An 18,431-nucleotide genomic window follows, 5' to 3' on the forward strand; every position below is an offset into this window, starting at 1 on the left:
TCTATTTCTCTATTTTACGGTTAGGATCACACGTTGATAATGCTTCAACTGATGCTCTCCATCATCCTGTACTTCGGCAACGATATGAATGGTATCGCCCGATTTGGCATCGTCAGGAACGGTGAATGTCACCGCTTCGGTGTCACTGCCCTGCAATTTTATCGTATCCACCTGCTCATCCTTGGCAAGTTCGCGATGCAATCCAAGCTGCAGATCACCCGCCATTTCAGGCTGAACTTTGTTCGGTGTTACTTTGGAATCCTCATAAGTGTCCGCTTCGAAATATCTCCACCACGTATACGTCAGTTGATCTCCATCCGGGTCTGTGCCTTCCGCGTGAAGAGTAACTTCCTCCCCGGGACTAACACTTAGATCCAACCCTTCCTTAATCAATAAAGACGGATTATGGTTGGCACCTTCGTAAGTGTCTGCAACTGCCCAGTCCGCACGTGCTGCAAAATCATTCTGCACATCGTCAAACCATCTCATCAGAGAGTATTCGGCTTCATATCGTTTGGTGTACGGATCGTAATCAAGTACATTGTTTCTATACAGCTTGTCGTTTACAACGCCAAAGCGTCCACCCCAACCGCCGTAGGAAGGGTCTTCCATACTGCGAAGTCCATTATCAATCAGATAAAAGAAGGATGGAGAATCACCCTCAGATATAAAATCGTATTTGTCATATTGCGGATTGTTCTTGAGATATTCAGCACTTCCCCGCTGTTCTTCACCCAGTTCCCCTTCGATCATTTTGCCGTCACCCATCGATGCATACATGTCCATCAGCTTGCCATGTCCGTTCAGAATATTTTTGACCATCCAGTCGCCATGAAGCTTGCTGTTCACTTCTTCGGCATGCATCTTCCATGCATAGGCAAAATGCCAGAAGTTTGATTGGTCGTTAAGAATGCGGATATCCGGCCAATTCTTCGCAATGTATTCGTTGTAACTGTCATCCTGATCCAGAATGATATACAGGACCAGTTTGTCGCTGACTTTTTTGCGGATCGTCTCCCACTCAGCTGTGTCCTTGTACTGTTCCTCAATCGATTTTAGCGCTCTGGCTGTGGTATTGGTGCCACCCCATGTCTGAACAATCAGGTCTCGGGAGTCATCGTCGAGGAAAAGAGTTTCGAGGAACTCGGAACCTTCGGTTTCCTTCTCCATCTCCCCCTTATCGGAAATATTACCGATCTTCGTCATCGCTCGAAGCTGTTCCGGCTCCGGGTACCCATCCGCATGTTTGGACAAGTTCGGGTAGATCTCGCCATAGGCATTGATCATGTCGTATACCCACTGTGTGCCTGTCCAGCGGAATGGTTGGATCCCTGCTTCCTCGTCTCCAGCATAATGATACACCGAACTGGTCAGTACAATTCCGGCGAGGTCCATCTCATTCGAATACAAGAGGAAACGAATGACGGAGTTCATATCATCCACTTCACCGTCGGTTGTAATAACCGTTCTGCCTTTGGCAGCTTGGTTGTTTGCAGATTCCTGGGTTTCATTCTCTGTCTGCTCTGTCGCCTGATTCGGTGTATCACTCACGGTTTGTGGCGCTTTGGATGCGCATCCACTAATCACCAGAATAATACTAAGACAACCTGCGGCAAAAACGTTTAACCATTTTCTCTTGTTCATAATGCTCCCCTTTCTTCTGTACAGCGTGATGTTAGTTGGGTTGGGATAAGTACGTCCTCTGTTTTTCTATCCTTAATATGGACCGTAGAATGCAAAAAAACCCGAACAACATTATGAATGGAACAAAGTCCACGCATAGTGATGTTCAGGTTTTGCCTGCCCGAAGCAGTAACAATCCTTATTTGAGTGAAAGTATACCATGTCCACTCATGAATGTAAACGTATTCAAATTATTTTTTGAATTTATCTTTGATATAGTATAATGCTTATAGCCAAGAATCAAACGAATCGGCCTGTTATTATATCAATGTTATTAGGAGGAATCAGACACCATGCAACAACTGGATGCGGCCTTGACCCGTTTTGTGGAACAGCAGGATTTATATAATGAAGCTTATGGACTTTTCAAACATCATGATCTGCGTCCTCGCGAACAACATCACCAGCCGGAAGTGGATACACGAATACCTCTTTCTCCAGAACTTCAGTATCTGTACACTCACTATGAAATGATAGATGCCAGTGCTGAAGGTACACTCAAAATGAAAAATGCCGCCGTCGAGATCGGTGATGCAGCGTTGATCTCCTTTGTTGCGCCTGAACATCTGCACCGTCAGCAACTAGGTTACCGCTGGATTGGCATGAATGAACCTTATGAGGAGTCCTCCAATTGGCCAAAAAATCACGTCGTCATCGCAAACTTTAACGATGACCCGTTAATTGTAGATGTGGAAGCACCAAACTCTCCTGTATACGCCGCTTTTACAGGTGGAGAACCAAACTGTGTTGCTGATTCGCTGTCTGATTTTTTCAGTGCACTAGCCATCCTGATTGAGGCGGCTCGCACCTATGCCGGGGAAGTGAAAGATGAAGAAACCTATGAAACCAAACCTCAGTATCTGGAGCAAGTGGAACCTTTATTGCAAGATCTGTTGGGAGAAGAGTATACTGCTCATCTTTTCGAGTATCTGTCCTTTTGTTAACACGGTGAATTAAAGGGAATTGGAGGGTCATCCAGATGATATATGTAGCCTTATTACGAGGCATTAATGTAGGCGGGAACAATAAAATCAATATGAAGCAGCTGAAAGAAACATTTGAACAAGCAGGCATGCTGGATGTTGTTACCTATATCAACTCTGGCAATATTATTTTTGCCGATCATCAGGAACGTGCCAATGCAAATGTGGAGATATCCCATGTGTTAGAACAGGCCATCTCCGCCGATTTTGGCTTACAAATCAGGGTAATGGTGCGGAATATGGATGAAATTCAATCCGTTATTCAGGCGCTGCCAGAAGAATGGGTTAATGATGACACAGCCAAAAGTGATGTGATGTTCCTATGGGATGAGATCAATGATCCCTCCGTGCTGGACCGACTGCCCATCAAACCGGAAATCGGTACACTGATCTATGTTCCCGGAGCGATTTTATACTCAGTCAGCAGAGAAGATGCATCCAAAAGTGGCATGAACAAGCTTGTGGGATCCAAAGTATATGCCTATATGACGGTTAGAAATGTGAATACCACACGTAAGATCTATGCCCTGATGCAAGCAGCAGCTGAGAAATAACTCGGAACCAGCACAATGGATAGTCCGTTATGTATCGTCCAATTCATATGAAAAATAAAGCATGCAGAAAACATCCTTATGGATGTCTCCTGCATGCTTTTTACCGTGTTAAGAAACTATTTTTTCCACTGTGTATTAGTCAATCTGAATACGTCTGCGAGATTGATCATCACCAGGACGTTTCGGAATCTCGAGCTTCAGCACACCATCTTCCAATCTGGCCTTAATGTGCTCCTCATCAATATGATCAACATAGAATCGCCGGATAAACTCGCCGGAACGGCGTTCCTGCCGTATGATTCGATTGGAGTCATCCTTCTGCTCCACTACATCATTACGTTTGGCCCGAATAATCAATTCATTGCCTTGAACCTGAATGTCTATGTCCTCTTTGGCAATGCCCGGAAGCTCGGCTTCTACCCAGTATTTGTCTTCTTCCTCACGAATGTCGGTCCGGAATGGCTGGGAGCCAGTTCCAAAAGGGGAGAGGAATGAGTTCTCAACCATGTCATTGAAGGATTTCAACATGTGTCCGAACGGGTCTTCATTTCGTTTACGAAACGGAATCAGATCAAACATGAAAATCAGCTCCTTTTGTGTGGTTGGTTTATTGGTGTTGCTTACATTGATTATTATAATACCCGTGCAAATAAGGCTCAAAGTCCGTAAAAGACGAAAAAAAACGATTTTCTTTCATCATAGTTCACTATTTTAAAATAGATCCTGTTTTCTTTTATTTTGACCTTATTTGACTTTCTGACTTTGTCTGACTATAACGAATGAATGGGGTCCGTTACAGTATTGGATTCATTCTTCCGCATTCCCATCATCATGATTGCCAGCAAGACAACCAGAACAGCTACGAGCATAAATGGAACATGTTTGTCCACCTGATAAAGTGTCGTTGTAAGTAAAGGCGTAATGACGGCGGATATCCCCTGAATCGCTGCTACCAATCCCGCTGCACCTCCCTGCTGTTCTTTGCTAACTGCCAGCGAAGCACCTGCCATGAACCCCGGCATCATCAGACCCGAACCCATGCCAAACAGGAAAAACGAGAAATAATACATGGATAACACATTGAAGACCAAAAACAGGATCATGCTTGCGATCAGGAAAAGGGACCCGAGCAAAATCATTGGACGTGGCTGCCATTTCAACCATTTCATCTGAATGACCTGCATGATCAACATCGCTGCTCCAGAGAACATGAGTCCAAACGAAACCATTCGGGCCGTCGCCGCTGGGGATAGAGCCAGTTGATCCTGAAAATAAAATCCTCCGACAACCTGCAATGTCATGATGCCCATCATCGTAACCAAGCCTGCAGCAAGGTACATTCGTAAACCACGTTGGAACGGGTTGACTTTAGGCGGTTTTGCCTGAATGACCGGTTTCGCTGCCGGGATTAACAACAAGGCAATAATAAACGCAGCTATCGCTATAAAAATGCCAAAATAAAGCGGCCACAGCAGACCGATAATAGTAAATGCTCCTGCAATCGCAGGTCCAAATACAAGACCAAGTCCATTCGCAGCGCTGATAATCGCCATTCCGCTTCCCCGCTCTTCCCCTTCTGTCACATCACCCATATAGGCTTGGGCAGAAGACAGCACCGCCGGAATGAACATGCCAATCAGACTGCGCGTCACAATCAGAAGGGTTAACAACACGCCCCCTCCGATCCATGCATTTAATCCCCCATACAAGGCCAGGGCAAATAATGCACAGCTAACAGACATGCCTATGAATCCAATCAATATGATGGGTTTTCTGCCCTTCAGATCACTGAATCTGCCCCATACCGGAGCCATAACAGCCATCATAATGGACCCTAGTGAGATAATAAGACCGGAATGACTTTCTTTCATGCCCAACTCGCGAATAAGTGGTGGCATGATGGGTGCAATCAGCATCAGACCCAGCATGGCTGCAAATACGCTAAAAAATATACTTCCTCTAATTCGGTTCATGCTTATACACTCCTCTATATTTCAGTACAGTATCCACTGTACCTGGAGTATACAAGGCGAAATGAATCCCCACTGCCTCTATACGGAACAATTCACGGCAAGCCGGATTATTAATTTTATTCTAAATAAGATAAACCCATTAAACGTTACACCAGACAACTACGATTGCAGCACCATCTTTCGATCGCTGTTATCAACGGATTTCCGTGATTCCCTTCTATATAAAGGGAGAAATCCGTTGATAAAGGCGAACGCTCCACCTTCTCCAGACTGGTTCTGCACTCTTCGTTCTTGTGTAATGTTTCTGTTCATCTTATTTAATAAATCTTTTTCATCTCGGAAGGCTTCACGCCGAATTTGCGATAAAATTGCTGCGAAAAGGCACTGACATTGCTGTAACCGACCGCAATGGCGGCCTCGGTGACGTTGTTATGATTGCGCAGCAACTTCATGGCGTTATCGAGACGAACCTGACGCAAATATTCAAAGACCGTGCTTCCAAATAGCGCCTTGAATCCTTTTTTTAATTTAAAATCGTTAAGACCCACTTGTCTGGACAATGCTAGCAAGGACGGAGGATCTGCCATGCAAGCCTCCATAATCTCCCTTGCCGTATGTAACTTCCGGATATCCTCTCTGGAAAATCCCGCAGGAATCGGCGCCAGATCAAACAATTGGATCATAAATCGATTCAAAATCTCCAAGGCTGTCGCTTCCATCATTAAGGATGATCGATAACTGTTGTTTAATTCCACAATCAAACTGTCGATCATCGTTCGTATCCGGTTATCCAGTTGAAAGACGATCGGCTTAAACACCTTTTGCCCTAACACCTGATTAAACGCAATTGGCTTAAAACCGCCCAGTTGCGCCGCGGCATAATTAAATAGAGAAACTGGAATCCCCAGCGAAAAGGACGTATACAGCTCTCTTGCCGGAGGATGAAACCACGCTTCGAAATCATGCATGAAAATGAGGGCACCCTGCCCAATGGATAACGAATAATCCTGACCCGATATATCCACCTGTCGTTCTCCTGACAAGGCAAATTGCAATTCCACAATGGGTGTCTCGGACGCAAAATACGTTGGATAAGGCTGATGATATTCAACCTGGGAATATAAAATCTCAATGCCACTGTATGTTGTCACTCTTTTAACCTTACCGCTACCCGCCTTGGGAGAGAGCAGATACGTGTGTTCATCTTGCTGACTGTAAGGTTCTTGGGTCAGGTAATGCTGATATACTACGCCTAATGCATCATCCGTGCGCATGGGTATTCACCTCGCCTATATCTTGATCAGACTTGCCAGTAAAGAAAGTCCGAATTGATTGATAATGATTCTCAATTATGATTCTAGCGTATTTTCTCCCGTTCGACCAGTCCTATATATATATGAAGGTTCACGTCTGCTTTTTTCTTCATGTGGCAACATCATTTTATACGCTAACTTACATATCCAATTTGGAGAAATATCTCTTATCTAACCTTTTACACAAATCGCAGACTTCTCTTACCTCTCCTTAACATAAGCTCCCTATACTAAAACAATTGTATAACTCATTACACACGAAACGATAAAGGGGATCTGGAACATTGAAAAAGAGAAATCAATGGCTTGCCGTTCTGTCGATGACTGCCATTCTTACCGCAGGAGCAACCAGCTACACATCCATGATTCATGCCGCTGACGCAACTAAATCTGCCAACGATCATGTCGTACTGCGTACAGCCATCCAAAATATGCAAGGTACAGTTACATGGAACGGGAGCAGTCGCAGTGTTGATATCCAGATCGCAGATACTAAAGTACAACTTCCTATAGGAACGTCATCAGCCACCATCAACGGTGTGAAAACTCCTTTGGACAGTAAAAGCTATATCACCAAAGGTACAACGTATGTATCTCCCCAAACACTTAAATTAATAGCGGATCAACTGATCCTGAAACAAAATAAAACCGGTTTTGAACGAACCGCATCGTTTCAGATGCCCGGTGGCAAAGCAGAAATATCAGCCTCTACGCCAGATGGACAGCGCCTGCTCGTAACCGAAGCAGACAATGGCAGCATCTCCGTATTGGATATCGCTGACCTGAAAAACATCAACGTATTAAAGACAGTCAGCTTCCAGGACCTCTCCGCCAAAGCTGAAGTCACAAGCGTAACCGTGTCCAAAGATGGTAAATACGGTCTTGCTGTTATTCGTACAGGGGATACGGACAGTGAAGCAAACAAAGGGTTGCTTGCCATTGTGGATCTGACAACCTACAAAACCGTCAAAACGTATGAACTCGGTATTGGTCCTGACTCGATTGCACTGTCACCTGACGGTCTGCATGCGGTGATCGCGATAGAAGATGAAGAGCTGAATAAAGCTGCCGATGAAATTGACTATGCCAACACCAAACGTCCGGGTAGCATTATGGTAGTATCTTTTGCTGGCGGGAACGTATTGGAGGGCGAGATCACCAACTTACCGGTATCTCTCGAAGATGTAGAAGGCGCCATCTATCCGCATGATCCACAACCAGAGTATGTTGCCATTAGTCCAGATAGTAAAACAGCAGCCATCACGCTACAGGAAAACAATGTTGTTGCTATTGTAGATCTGGAGACAAAAAAGATTAGCTCCATCTTCGCGCTTGGTACTACTTCACATCAAGCGGATCTGAAAGATGATGGTATTGTTCAGTTTAAAGAGACTTTGACCGCTCGTTATGAACCGGATGGGATTGCTTTCTCGGCAGATGGCAAATACCTGCTGACAGCTAATGAAGGGGACTTGGGCAAGAATGAATTTGAGGATGATGTAAAAGCAGGCGGACGTAATATTGCTGTCTGGGATCTGCAAGGCCAGCGGATGTACGATAGCCAGAACCTCATTGACGAGGCAACTGCCATGGTCGGCTTGTACCCGGACGATCGCAGTCCCAACAAGGGAAGTGAAGTGGAGAATCTGACCGTTGCTACTGTAGACGGCACGACGTATGCCGCTGTAGCTTCCGAACGGGCAGATGCCATTTTGTTCTTTGATCTTGCTGATCCGGTCAATCCGGACTACCTGGGTCTGATTCCTACAGCTGGAGAATCACCAGAGGGAATTCATCGTGTTAACGGACGCAGCCTGTTTGTGAGTGCAGATGAAAGTACTGGAACCCTTAGTTTTTTTGCCAAGAAATAGGTCGAATGCCCTCGGTATTCAAAGACTGAAATGAGCGGTTTCATGCTGTATTGAGTAGGAAGGGGCGAAGAAGCCCCTATCCTCTCATACTATTGTACGCACTATTCCACGTGCCTACATATAATGCTGCAAAGGTTATCGTCGCTTCATATTTTCCACTTCCCGCCTGTTCCGCTCTACTTCCTCTTGTAACACTCGTACTTCCATCCTTAATGCGGATACTTCCTCTTTGACGCCAGACCTCTTCATCACAAGATAGAAAACCAGATATAATACAAGACCAATCATAATAAAGAAAATTAATAGCGTTATAATACCTGCAATACCAAAATTACTAACTCCATCCATAATGTACGTTTTCCCCTTTCCCATATCTTATTAATTTATATTTACAACAATACCATATTTATGTATAACGAACAGTATAAAAAGCCAAGAGAGCATGCTCCCTTGGCTTTCAATTTATCTATATATGCCTTCCTATCCGGTGATCCTTATTCCCAGAAGAAACGACCTGCGAACACTTTTTCCGTCAACAGTTTATACGTTTCTTCAGGCAATTCTTTTTTCATCTTTGCCATAACGGCGTCTTTGCCTTGATTATATTGTGTGGACATGCCAATCTCTGCCGTTGTATTGCTAGCATCCAGACGCATGATTGGGGCTTGAGCATCTTTCGTCCAAGGTGTCCATGCCGCCAGATCAGGTGATCCACCCGTACCTGGATTGCCTGTGTACAGGAACTGCTTCAGATATGCTGCCATCGCGGCGGACAACTGATCACGTCCTGGTTTGTTTGTATCGCTAAAGTACCCATCAGGGAAATAAGCAGCAATTCCGTCTGCGTGTCCTGTATAGAAGTCCATATCCGCACCATGTGGTGCACCCAGTAACGTGAGCAAACGCTCAGAGATAACCCCAGGTTGTGTGCCCCATGCAAAACGATACGCATATACCGGTGGCTGACCTGCTTCACTTGTCAATTGTTCTGCTACACGCTCTGCATTAAAGCCTGCATAAGCTTCGCTACCGTATTTCAACGCAGCGGCATATTGCTCCGCCTTGGTTTTATCGGTAAACAGGGTTCCATCGGTAATCGATGGAGAGAAGTTTGGATCACCGAAGGCAAATCCGGAGAACTCCGTTTCCAGGCTGCCGAGCAATACAGGAACTTTTGTGTAATTACCGCTCTGGATGGCGTCAAATCCTTCTTTTGGAATCACTGTACCATCCCGGAACAGATGCGGGAATGGTTCCATACGGATTGCGGTTGCACCAAATGCTGTGACCAACTTGTCCGCAGGCAGTGCACGCAGGTAACTCTCCAGCTGTGCCTGAGATTGCTTGCCAATCCATGTTTTGGCTTCTTCTGCATTAGCCGCTTTCCCCTCTTGCACGAGTAGCTTCACAAGTAAATCCTCGGATTTTTGCTCGCCTTCTTCCGGTGATGCTGTCGTCAATCCTCCGCTGAAAGCAACTGCTTTTTGATACAACCCTTTGCTAAGTGGAGAGATCAGGGTTGCCAGCACATCACGTGCACCAGCAGATTGTCCGGCTAATGTAACATTGCCTGTATCTCCGCCAAAACCTTCGATATTATCCTGTACCCACTCCAGTGCACGGAATGCGTCGAGCAGACCGTAGTTACCTGAGTCATCCAGGGCATTGCCTGTTTTCAGCGCTGCATTCTCGAAGAATCCGAGAGCTCCCAAACGGTAGTTCACCGAGATGATAATGCTGTTGGTGCTCCGTGCAAGCTGTTCACCCTGAAAATCTTTGCCTGATCCGGTCATATTCCCGCCGCCGTGCAGGAACACCATAACCGGAAGCTTTGAGCTGGTTGTGTCGGGACGCCAGATATTGAGATACAAAGAATCCTCGCTACCTACTGTATTTTTACCGGAGATCTGCAAGCTGTTCGCTGCAAATTCCTTAGCCGATCTCGTTCCTGTCCATGATTCCGGTTCTTGCGGGGCTTTCCAGCGCAGTTCCCCTACTGGAGGTGCCGCGTAAGGAATACCGAGCCAACCGAGCGTGCCATATTGCTCATAGGTTTTGCCATCAATTGTGCCATACTTGGTCTGTTGCACCGTTTGAGGTTTGAACGCCCCAGCTTCTTTATGTTTCAACCAGTTCTGCTCCAAAGTTCCACTGCCATTCTTGAGCTGTATCTGCAAAGCCTGTGCGGTTGCCTCTGCCATCAGGCGATTGGTAAGTTGACTCGCTCCCTTCCCTTGAAGCGCCTTGATTCCTTTACCAGCCGCATAGGTGGAAGCCGCTCCCTGCTCATAATCCGAACCCGCTTCATATCCAAGCACCTTCAGCAGCATTTCGGCATAACCTTCCGCTGTAAGTGGTGCATTAGGTTCAAACTTATCCGTTCCTGTTACGATCTCAGACACATACGGATGCTGCTTCAAGTAACCAACGACCGGTTGCAATACTTTGCCTGCCTGAGCCGCATCGTCATACGTTTCCGATCCCTGATAAGCGAGTGCTTCTTTCTCCAATCCGGACAAACGTAAGTAAAGTACTGCGGCCTGAATACGTGTAGCTTTTTTGTTCAGATAAGCCGCATTAACGCCTTGACCGCTGCCACGAATAAGCTCAGATTGGATCAGCTTGTCCATCGCTGCTGAAGAAGAAGGTCCTGTATTGCCTGCTGCATAAGCTGGTAGAGCGGATACACATAACCCCAGAATTGTTGCTACGGCAATCGAACGTTTAATGGTTTTCATGTCATAAATCTCCTCGCTGTCGAATAGTGTGTGATGGGATAAGTTCATTGGAATGTCCATTTGAGATGCATATCTAAGAATCAGTATTCCAATGTCTGGATGAGTCTATATCTCTATTTATGAAAAATTAAATCTGCTGCGCTCCTTTCTGTTCGAAATATCTGCTACGGCGCTTGCGGTCATGCCATCAGGCATTTTTTTATATAAAAAAAACTGAACCAAAGGCAAACAGACATCGCTTTAGCGTGGTCTACTGCCCTCAATTCAGGTTTTGCCTGCAATCAGTAACAACCCTGAGGAATGAGGTTCATTCCATATGAAAATGTAAACGCAATCAATCGTTTGATGAACAAAGAACCAACGAATGAACTGACACAGGTATTGCCCTAAACATGGTTACAATCCTGTTGTTATGGTGATGTTAGCACATAATGTAAGCGTTCGCAATATCTTTTTCTAATCGTCTTCATAGGACTTCTGACAGGGCAACATAAAAAACTGCATTCTCATGCGGGTTTAAACTCAACTTACATCATGATGATCTAAAATACTGTCTCTTAATTCGTCAACTCCTCATTTTGTCCAGTTCACCGGAATTCCAGCACCCTTCACTAATCGTAAATTTTACATATAGTTAATCCATTTCATACGTTATTTTAGCAATTGTTGTATACACTTGGTTTGGGATACCAACTATACATATATTCTAGGAGGATGCATTCATGTTAAACCGGTTTAATGTCCGTGCAGCCAAAATGATGCTCGCGGTGACAACAATTGTTACGGCTACACTCGGAGGAAGCAGTGCAGCGTGGGCTGTGGAGAACACTACCTCAACGACATCTGCATCACCGATTAAAAATGTGATTATTCTGATTCCTGACGGTATGGCTAACGATGCTACCGCTCTGGCTCGTTGGTATAAGGGCTCGTCCCTGACACTGGACTCCATGGCAAGCGGCATGGTTCGGACTCACTCCGCCGATGCGCCGATTGCCGACTCAGCTCCTGCCGGAACCGCTTTTGCAACAGGTTATAAATCTCATACCGGATTTGTTGGTGTACTGCCGGACAAGGCTACGATGCCAGGGCAAAAGGCGATTGCTCCTGGAGACGAAAGAAAACCTGTTGCTTCCGTGCTGGAAGCATCCAAACTGGCGGGTAAAGCAACTGGCATTGTCGCTACATCCGAGATTATGCACGCCACACCAGCGGATTTCTCCTCTCACTATCCGGACCGTAAAAACTATGATGCACTCAGCAAACAGCAAGTCTATAATGGCATGGATGTTGTGTTGGGTGGAGGTAGCAAATATCTTGAGCCAGCCGGACGTAAAGACCGCGAGAATCTGATTTCGTCCATCAAGGCACTGGGTTACGATTACGTCACTACACCAGCTGCAATGAAAGCATCCGATTCGAACAAACTGTGGGGTATGTTTGCACCCGCAGGCATGGCTTATAATATGGACCGTGATCCTGCCAAGCAGCCAAGCCTTGCCGAGATGACATCCAAAGCCATTGAAGTTCTGTCCAAAGATAAAGACGGCTTCTTCCTGATGGTCGAAGGCAGCAAAGTGGACTGGGCAGCTCACGCCAATGATCCGATTGGTATTATCAGTGATGTGCTGGCATTTGACGATGCCGTAAAAGTAGCCATGGATTTTGCCAAAGCCGATGGAGAGACTGCCGTTGTGGCTGTTACGGACCATGGTAATGGTGGACTCACCATTGGTAACAACGCAACTAGCGGCACGTACGATAAAGAGCCGCTGTCCACATTTATCGGACCTTTGAAAAAGGCCAAGCTGACAGGCGAGGGCGTTGAAGCGAAGCTGAATGCAAAGCGTACAAACATCAAAGCAGTGATGAAACAGTACTATGGTATTACCGATCTGACTTCTGAAGAGATTGCCACCATTAAAACGGCCGAGCCAGGCAGTCTTAACTATGCAATCGGTCCAATGATCAGCAAACGTGCAGGGATTGGCTGGACAACCGGTGGTCATACAGGTGGAGATGTCGTGCTGTACACGTATGCTCCGAACAATGACCGTCCATTCGGGGTAATCGACAACACGGATGTCGCCAAGTATATGGCACGTGTACTGGATCTGGATCTCGACAGCGTGAGCAAACAATTGTTTGTACCTGCCAAACAGGCATTTACAGCCAAAGGCGCGACGTACAAACTGGACCTGACGGACGCCAAAAATCCGAAGATCCTCGTAACAAAAGGCAACACCAAACTGGAACTGCAAATCTACAAAAATATTGCACTGGTGAACGGCAAAAAGACAACTTTGGAGGGTGTCATTGTGTATAACGGTGTAGATGCATTTGTACCCCAAACCGCCGTTGATCTGATTCAACAATTCGTTAGAACTACTGGGACTACAGGAGATTACACCATTTGGCTGCCGAATACTTCGGCAGCTATTTTACTGTTTATTATTAAGGAGTAGGTTCCTGCTAGCGCATATCGTATAATGAACGTAACAAAAATACATATGATGCAAGAGAAAGGAGAGATTCACCCATGTTGATCAAATTAAACTGGATCACGCTGAGGGTCAGTAATTTGGAAGCTTCACTCGGGTTCTACCACGACATGCTCGGACTTCCAATTCAGCGCAGATTCGAAAGCCGTGGACGGCAGATTGCCATGCTGGGCATGGAGAATGAAGCCAAGCTGGAACTGATTGAGGGTAGTGAATCCACTCTTAAACCAGAGGCCGGCGTGTCGATCGGTTATGAGGTGAACTCGCTGGATGAAGCCATGGAACGATTGGCAGAGCTGAATATTCCGATTGTACGCGGCCCTATCCAGCCCAATCCGCATCTGCGGTTTATTTACATTACCGATCCAGATGGCTTCGAGGTGCAACTCTCAGAGCATGTCTAATTAGGCAACTGCGCACAAATGTGCTTATCACGATGACCGGTTGGGTGTGCAAGTGTGCAGTCAAACCAGATGCAAGCTCATATCTGCATCGGGCAGCGTAAGCACATTTTTGTATCTATTTACAGCTTCATGCGGCGCATCAGCGGCACACCTACGCGATTCAACAACCGATCAAGCAGCAGCCAGCACCAACGTCTGCCCCATGGAAGGTGGCGCTCATACACGGCCGAATACTCAAAATCCGCCACCGCACCGCGATTGCGCTTGAACTGCGCAGCCCCGGCACTCTCATGTAACAGATGGCCGTTCTCGCGGGCCTGGCCGATCAGACAAGCTGATAACATGCGGTATAGTCCGACGGATTGGGGCACCGCTGTGTCGTAACCAAACAGCGGCGTTGTCATGATTCCATTTCGGCAGAAATAACCCATCACCGCGTCCAGGCGCCCCTCCTTTCGCAGTCCATAGAGTCTGAGTGTTCCTGATGCCATCGCAGCAGCAATGAACCGCTCGGTAAATTGCGGATTGTGATAGGAGTATTTTTCAAGGTACAACAGCTTGTACAGCTCAACGATTCGGGGAATATCTGCATCCGTCATATCTGACTCGGAAACGAATTCGTAGTCGTGCTTTGCCAATAATTCGTAATCCCGCTTCAACAGCCAGCGCGATTTCGAGTTCCCAAAATTCGGATCATGCGCATGATACAAATAGATTTGTCGGCTCGGAATTAGTCTACACCCCGCTTCCGCTAGCCTCGCTGTCAGATCGGGATGAAGTCCCGGACACAAGGAGCGAAACACAATGACATGCTCAGGGTATCGCTCTTGTACCGTTTCAAGCAAGCGTTCTGCCTGTTCACCGGACATGGCTGGATACAGATTCGTAGACAACAACCAGTTGTTCACATGCACAACTTTGTTGATCTGTGATTGCTTCATTCCCCAACCTATTAGACTGAGCAGCACAGAAAGACCCTTTTCCAACACAGGCTTCTGCAACATGGTCAATTCTTGCTTGGCGTAACTCACATAATGCGTATATGGCGAACAAACGTAAGCATTATCATACTCTGTATCATTCACCGTCAGTGGAACAACAAGATCATCGATCCGGGCGAGCAACAATGTCGTTTCCACGTTGGACATAAAGCTTTGAGTCCCGTCCAGCATCATAGGTTCCAGATAAGCTCTGGCATATCTGCCATCCTCCGTATTGGGCCAGTCCATGTCTTTAAACGAATTCTGATCATACAGATGCACGCGTGCAACGCTATTATCATTCCTATGCTCATATGTAAGGTCATCGTAGGCCGAGCTGTCTTTCATTCTTTTATTCTTCAACCTTTTACTCCCCCATGAGGTAACCTCTTCTTTTTACTACCATTTACATTTTTAGTTCTACTCTCTTCATACTCTACACAACACACTGTATAGGAAAAAAATGTCGGCATCAAGCTGTTTTACAGATGAAAAAAAGCCCGTCCAGTACGCTAAATTCGCACCGACAGGCCCTCAACAATTAATATTAAAGTTTATTCTCAACGGAAGAAGCCTGATGATCCGAGACTAACTCATTCAGGTTCACAATCAGTTGCTCCAGTTCTCCAAAACTCTCCACCATCTTCTGTGTCAGGTTGCGTTGTTCTTCCATGCTCGCCAGAATCTCTTCTGTCGCTGCACTGGATTGCTCCGTTACACTTGAAATCTCGGAAACCTCATTCACTACTCTGGTGGAAGATTCCTTCATTGTAGCCGAACTAATCTCAATATCTGTCGCTTGATTCAACACATGCTGAGAGTTGCTGTTGATCGTACGGAACACTTCATCTGCCGTTTGCACACTGTCTCTTCCGTGCTGTAACGATAGACGAATACGTTCGAATCGATCTGTCAGTGCCTGCGTTTGTCCTTTTAATCGAGACAGAATGGTTGAAATATCATTCGCAGACTTACCTGAGCTCTCGGCCAGCTTGCGTACTTCCTCTGATACAACGGCAAACCCGCGTCCATGCTCGCCTGCACGAGCCGCTTCAATGGCTGCATTAAGCGCGAGCAGGTTGGTCTGAGTTGCAATATCCGCTATGCTGTTCAGCATAAGCGTCATGGATTCACTTTCCTCATTGAACTTTCGCATATCATTTGCAGTTGTATTGATCGTTTCATATAGATCTTGCATCTGAATATTCAGTTGGTCCATATGTTCGCTTCCTGTTTGCGTGCTCGTTGCCATACTTGCAGACAACTCTTTCATCTGTTGGGAATACAACGCAACGTCCTTAATATGCTGATCCGATACAGCTAAGGATTCCGAAATGTCGGCGACACTGGTTGCCTGGAACTCCACGCCTTTGGCAACTTCACTGAATCCCAGGGTCACTTCATGGGTAATGGAACCTGTTGAATCCACCTTTTGCTTCAATTGATCCGTATAACGAGATAGTCCGCCAACAGACTCCTTGACCCGTTCCAGCATCGTTTCCACGCGGGTCCGCGACGCTTCGACCTCGCTCCATCTTTTTTCACTTTCATGAAAGAGCTTTTGGTTCAGATAGGACACCATGAACAAGATTCCGCCCGTAACGGCGAACATTCCTACATTGATTGCATTAGTCACAAACTGATCCTGAGTCGTTGTAGGAATAATCACAAGTTGAAGAATGTTGTTCGCAAGCATAACCGAAAATCCGATGATAAATAATTTTTTATTTGGATAAATAAGCAGGATCGAAGCGATGAGAATGGCCAGCAGCGGTTCAACACTTCCCCATCCGGCGAATACCCCACACAACGAGATCAGCACGGTGTTCACCCAAGGAATTAGATGGATGTGCTTCTTTTTGGCGTTTGCATAAGCGAGCCAGATTCCATACAAGACCACAACACCATTGGAAATAAATAACTTAGGCTGAACTAAAGCCACAGAAAATCCTACAATTAATACAAACCATATAATGATGCTGATGATCTTGTTCCGCTTCCATATAATTTCGTCAATACGATTCATGCATACCCCGTCCTTTAGATAAAATAACTTACGATTGTAGGGCATACTCGCACTCACACCGGCCTTTTTATGGTTTTCTACCGTGCATATTTCAACGCAACGCTCAGGCCACCGCCATAGTACAATGTTACTTCACAAACATGAAAGCAGCGCTACATTATGTATATCGGTATTCCGGATATAAATTTAAATAATAACTTTTCAATTAATGTGTTCCCATATCAAAAAAACATAAAAAGCCCCTCTTATACGCTGTTACGTACAAGAAAGGCTTCTTGGTTACGCTAATAAACATGAATACAAGGTCTTATTTTCCGAATACAAGTGTCGTATTGGAGGAACCTGCATACTTGGTGACGAACTCACGCGCGTAGCTGGCACTCTCTACCTGATAACTATAATTGGAGCTTGGTCTCCAGTTCGTTTTAGGAGAAGTCGGACTATTAAGCGCTGGTGTACTGCCGCTATCCGTGAACTCACCTTTTCCTTTGTCATCCAGGATGCCACCCTTTTCAGCGCCAGCACCGAAATAGTTGTTTTCGGAATAAATCCGTGCTTTTTCACCAATTGTGATGGCCTGGTTAAAGTTGTTTGCATAGTTGTTTTTGAGATGGAAGTAACCATATCTTAAAAGTCCAGGACCACGTACATATAAATTTTCGAAGTAATTATTGGACATCGTCACATGAGGCACTCCATTGTAACTGCTGTTACCATCATTCGGATGACCGAGGATGACGCCATACTTATGGTTCGCAAATTTGGAATTGCTAATCGTAATATAGTCGGCGCGATCACCAATATACAGAAGTTTGTCCAGATCACTACCGCCAGAGCTGTAGCTGTGACCAGCAAACGTCACATGATCAATCCAGTAATTGGAGCCTGAAGTGATATACATCTGGATATCATCATTGGCATTAATATTGGAAGCGTGTTCAAAAGTCAGATTCTGAAAAATCACATTGCTTGAACTGCTTGTGGATCTGAAATGAATATTCGTTAATGTATGTTTGCCAAAGGAACCTACAAGTGTCTTGTTCGCTCCGAATTCAACCTTTTGCAGCGTGGAGGAAGAAATATTCTGTTCAACGACGACAATTTTGGCTGTAGAGCCCGCCATATGTGTTCTCAGGTCATTGAGATTACTAACGTAAACTACCTGACCGTTCTTGCCACCTGTCGTGGCTGCCTTGGATACACCACTTTCATTCTTGGCACTGCCTGCAAAACCAGTCAACCCATTCGTACCTGTGTTCGGATAACTAGCCGCACCATATGTAGACGGGGCTGTCGAGACAGTTAACAACAATAGAGTTACAGCGAGTAAAAGCATCGAAAATTTCTTCAAAATTTCACCATCCTTTATAAAATTATCCTCAAATACAACTCGATTATATCGTGT

General features: G+C 45.7%; 14 protein-coding genes. 5 read left to right on the top strand and 9 right to left on the bottom strand.

Annotated features, from left to right (window positions below):
• Positions 1 to 9 precede the first annotated feature (9 nt).
• Positions 10 to 1,644: a nucleoside hydrolase-like domain-containing protein gene (locus tag V6669_RS22360; RefSeq protein ID WP_338588128.1), complete on the bottom strand. Its 1,635-nt coding sequence runs from the start codon at positions 1,642 to 1,644 to the stop codon at positions 10 to 12.
• 332 nt (positions 1,645 to 1,976) lie between these two features.
• On the opposite strand from V6669_RS22360, the gene V6669_RS22365 reads away from it, so the two are divergent.
• The gene (locus V6669_RS22365) at positions 1,977 to 2,627 is read left to right on the top strand and encodes a hypothetical protein (RefSeq protein ID WP_338588129.1); all 651 of its coding nucleotides are present in this window, start codon (positions 1,977 to 1,979) and stop codon (positions 2,625 to 2,627) included.
• Positions 2,628 to 2,662: 35 nt separating this feature from the next.
• The gene (locus tag V6669_RS22370; RefSeq protein WP_338588130.1) at positions 2,663 to 3,220 is read left to right on the top strand and encodes a DUF1697 domain-containing protein; all 558 of its coding nucleotides are present in this window, start codon (positions 2,663 to 2,665) and stop codon (positions 3,218 to 3,220) included.
• Between the two features lie 135 nt (positions 3,221 to 3,355).
• Here V6669_RS22370 and V6669_RS22375 read toward each other — a convergent pair whose 3' ends face one another.
• The 3 genes from V6669_RS22375 to V6669_RS22385 form a co-directional block, all read right to left on the bottom strand.
• On the bottom strand, positions 3,356 to 3,799 hold the full coding sequence (locus V6669_RS22375) for an Hsp20/alpha crystallin family protein (RefSeq protein ID WP_338588131.1): 444 nt from the start codon (positions 3,797 to 3,799) through the stop codon (positions 3,356 to 3,358).
• A 191-nt stretch (positions 3,800 to 3,990) separates the two neighbouring features.
• The gene (locus V6669_RS22380; RefSeq protein WP_338588132.1) at positions 3,991 to 5,193 is read right to left on the bottom strand and encodes an MFS transporter; all 1,203 of its coding nucleotides are present in this window, start codon (positions 5,191 to 5,193) and stop codon (positions 3,991 to 3,993) included.
• A 317-nt stretch (positions 5,194 to 5,510) separates the two neighbouring features.
• Entirely contained in the window at positions 5,511 to 6,467 is a 957-nt protein-coding gene (locus tag V6669_RS22385) for an AraC family transcriptional regulator (protein WP_338588133.1), read from the bottom strand.
• Between the two features lie 323 nt (positions 6,468 to 6,790).
• On the opposite strand from V6669_RS22385, the gene V6669_RS22390 reads away from it, so the two are divergent.
• The gene (locus tag V6669_RS22390) at positions 6,791 to 8,377 is read left to right on the top strand and encodes a stalk domain-containing protein (RefSeq protein ID WP_338588134.1); all 1,587 of its coding nucleotides are present in this window, start codon (positions 6,791 to 6,793) and stop codon (positions 8,375 to 8,377) included.
• 135 nt (positions 8,378 to 8,512) lie between these two features.
• On the opposite strand, the gene V6669_RS22395 is transcribed toward V6669_RS22390, so the two are convergent.
• Together V6669_RS22395 and V6669_RS22400 are read right to left on the bottom strand one after the other, a co-directional pair.
• Positions 8,513 to 8,725, bottom strand: a complete 213-nt coding sequence (locus V6669_RS22395) for a hypothetical protein (protein ID WP_338588135.1) — start codon at positions 8,723 to 8,725, stop codon at positions 8,513 to 8,515.
• Positions 8,726 to 8,871: 146 nt separating this feature from the next.
• Entirely contained in the window at positions 8,872 to 11,115 is a 2,244-nt protein-coding gene (locus V6669_RS22400) for a carboxylesterase family protein (RefSeq protein ID WP_338588136.1), read from the bottom strand.
• 755 nt (positions 11,116 to 11,870) lie between these two features.
• On the opposite strand from V6669_RS22400, the gene V6669_RS22405 reads away from it, so the two are divergent.
• Together V6669_RS22405 and V6669_RS22410 are read left to right on the top strand one after the other, a co-directional pair.
• Entirely contained in the window at positions 11,871 to 13,580 is a 1,710-nt protein-coding gene (locus tag V6669_RS22405) for an alkaline phosphatase (protein ID WP_338595013.1), read from the top strand.
• Between the two features lie 74 nt (positions 13,581 to 13,654).
• Entirely contained in the window at positions 13,655 to 14,020 is a 366-nt protein-coding gene (locus V6669_RS22410) for a VOC family protein (protein ID WP_338588137.1), read from the top strand.
• A gap of 119 nt (positions 14,021 to 14,139) precedes the next feature.
• Here V6669_RS22410 and V6669_RS22415 read toward each other — a convergent pair whose 3' ends face one another.
• The 3 genes from V6669_RS22415 to V6669_RS22425 form a co-directional block, all read right to left on the bottom strand.
• A complete protein-coding gene (locus V6669_RS22415; protein ID WP_338588138.1) occupies positions 14,140 to 15,363 on the bottom strand; it encodes a GNAT family N-acetyltransferase in 1,224 nt (407 codons plus the stop codon).
• A gap of 184 nt (positions 15,364 to 15,547) precedes the next feature.
• Complete coding sequence (locus V6669_RS22420; protein WP_338588139.1) at positions 15,548 to 17,026, bottom strand: methyl-accepting chemotaxis protein; 1,479 nt, start codon at positions 17,024 to 17,026, stop codon at positions 15,548 to 15,550.
• A 307-nt stretch (positions 17,027 to 17,333) separates the two neighbouring features.
• Entirely contained in the window at positions 17,334 to 18,362 is a 1,029-nt protein-coding gene (locus tag V6669_RS22425; protein WP_282322132.1) for a pectate lyase, read from the bottom strand.
• Between the last annotated feature and the right edge of the window lie 69 nt (positions 18,363 to 18,431).

It is taken from the genome of Paenibacillus sp. Y5S-9, assembly GCF_036894235.1.
In the GTDB taxonomy this organism is placed as follows: domain Bacteria; phylum Bacillota; class Bacilli; order Paenibacillales; family Paenibacillaceae; genus Paenibacillus.

What these genes read in the sequence shown, in the direction of transcription:
- V6669_RS22360 (WP_338588128.1), bottom strand. Translation starts at nt 1,644, where the DNA reads ATGAACAAGAGAAAATGGTTAAACGTTTTTGCCGCAGGTTGTCTTAGT.
- V6669_RS22365 (WP_338588129.1), top strand. Translation starts at nt 1,977, where the DNA reads ATGCAACAACTGGATGCGGCCTTGACCCGTTTTGTGGAACAGCAGGAT.
- V6669_RS22370 (WP_338588130.1), top strand. Translation starts at nt 2,663, where the DNA reads ATGATATATGTAGCCTTATTACGAGGCATTAATGTAGGCGGGAACAAT.
- V6669_RS22375 (WP_338588131.1), bottom strand. Translation starts at nt 3,799, where the DNA reads ATGTTTGATCTGATTCCGTTTCGTAAACGAAATGAAGACCCGTTCGGA.
- V6669_RS22380 (WP_338588132.1), bottom strand. Translation starts at nt 5,193, where the DNA reads ATGAACCGAATTAGAGGAAGTATATTTTTTAGCGTATTTGCAGCCATG.
- V6669_RS22385 (WP_338588133.1), bottom strand. Translation starts at nt 6,467, where the DNA reads ATGCGCACGGATGATGCATTAGGCGTAGTATATCAGCATTACCTGACC.
- V6669_RS22395 (WP_338588135.1), bottom strand. Translation starts at nt 8,725, where the DNA reads ATGGATGGAGTTAGTAATTTTGGTATTGCAGGTATTATAACGCTATTA.
- V6669_RS22400 (WP_338588136.1), bottom strand. Translation starts at nt 11,115, where the DNA reads ATGAAAACCATTAAACGTTCGATTGCCGTAGCAACAATTCTGGGGTTA.
- V6669_RS22405 (WP_338595013.1), top strand. Translation starts at nt 11,871, where the DNA reads ATGATGCTCGCGGTGACAACAATTGTTACGGCTACACTCGGAGGAAGC.
- V6669_RS22410 (WP_338588137.1), top strand. Translation starts at nt 13,655, where the DNA reads ATGTTGATCAAATTAAACTGGATCACGCTGAGGGTCAGTAATTTGGAA.
- V6669_RS22420 (WP_338588139.1), bottom strand. Translation starts at nt 17,026, where the DNA reads ATGAATCGTATTGACGAAATTATATGGAAGCGGAACAAGATCATCAGC.
- V6669_RS22425 (WP_282322132.1), bottom strand. Translation starts at nt 18,362, where the DNA reads ATGCTTTTACTCGCTGTAACTCTATTGTTGTTAACTGTCTCGACAGCC.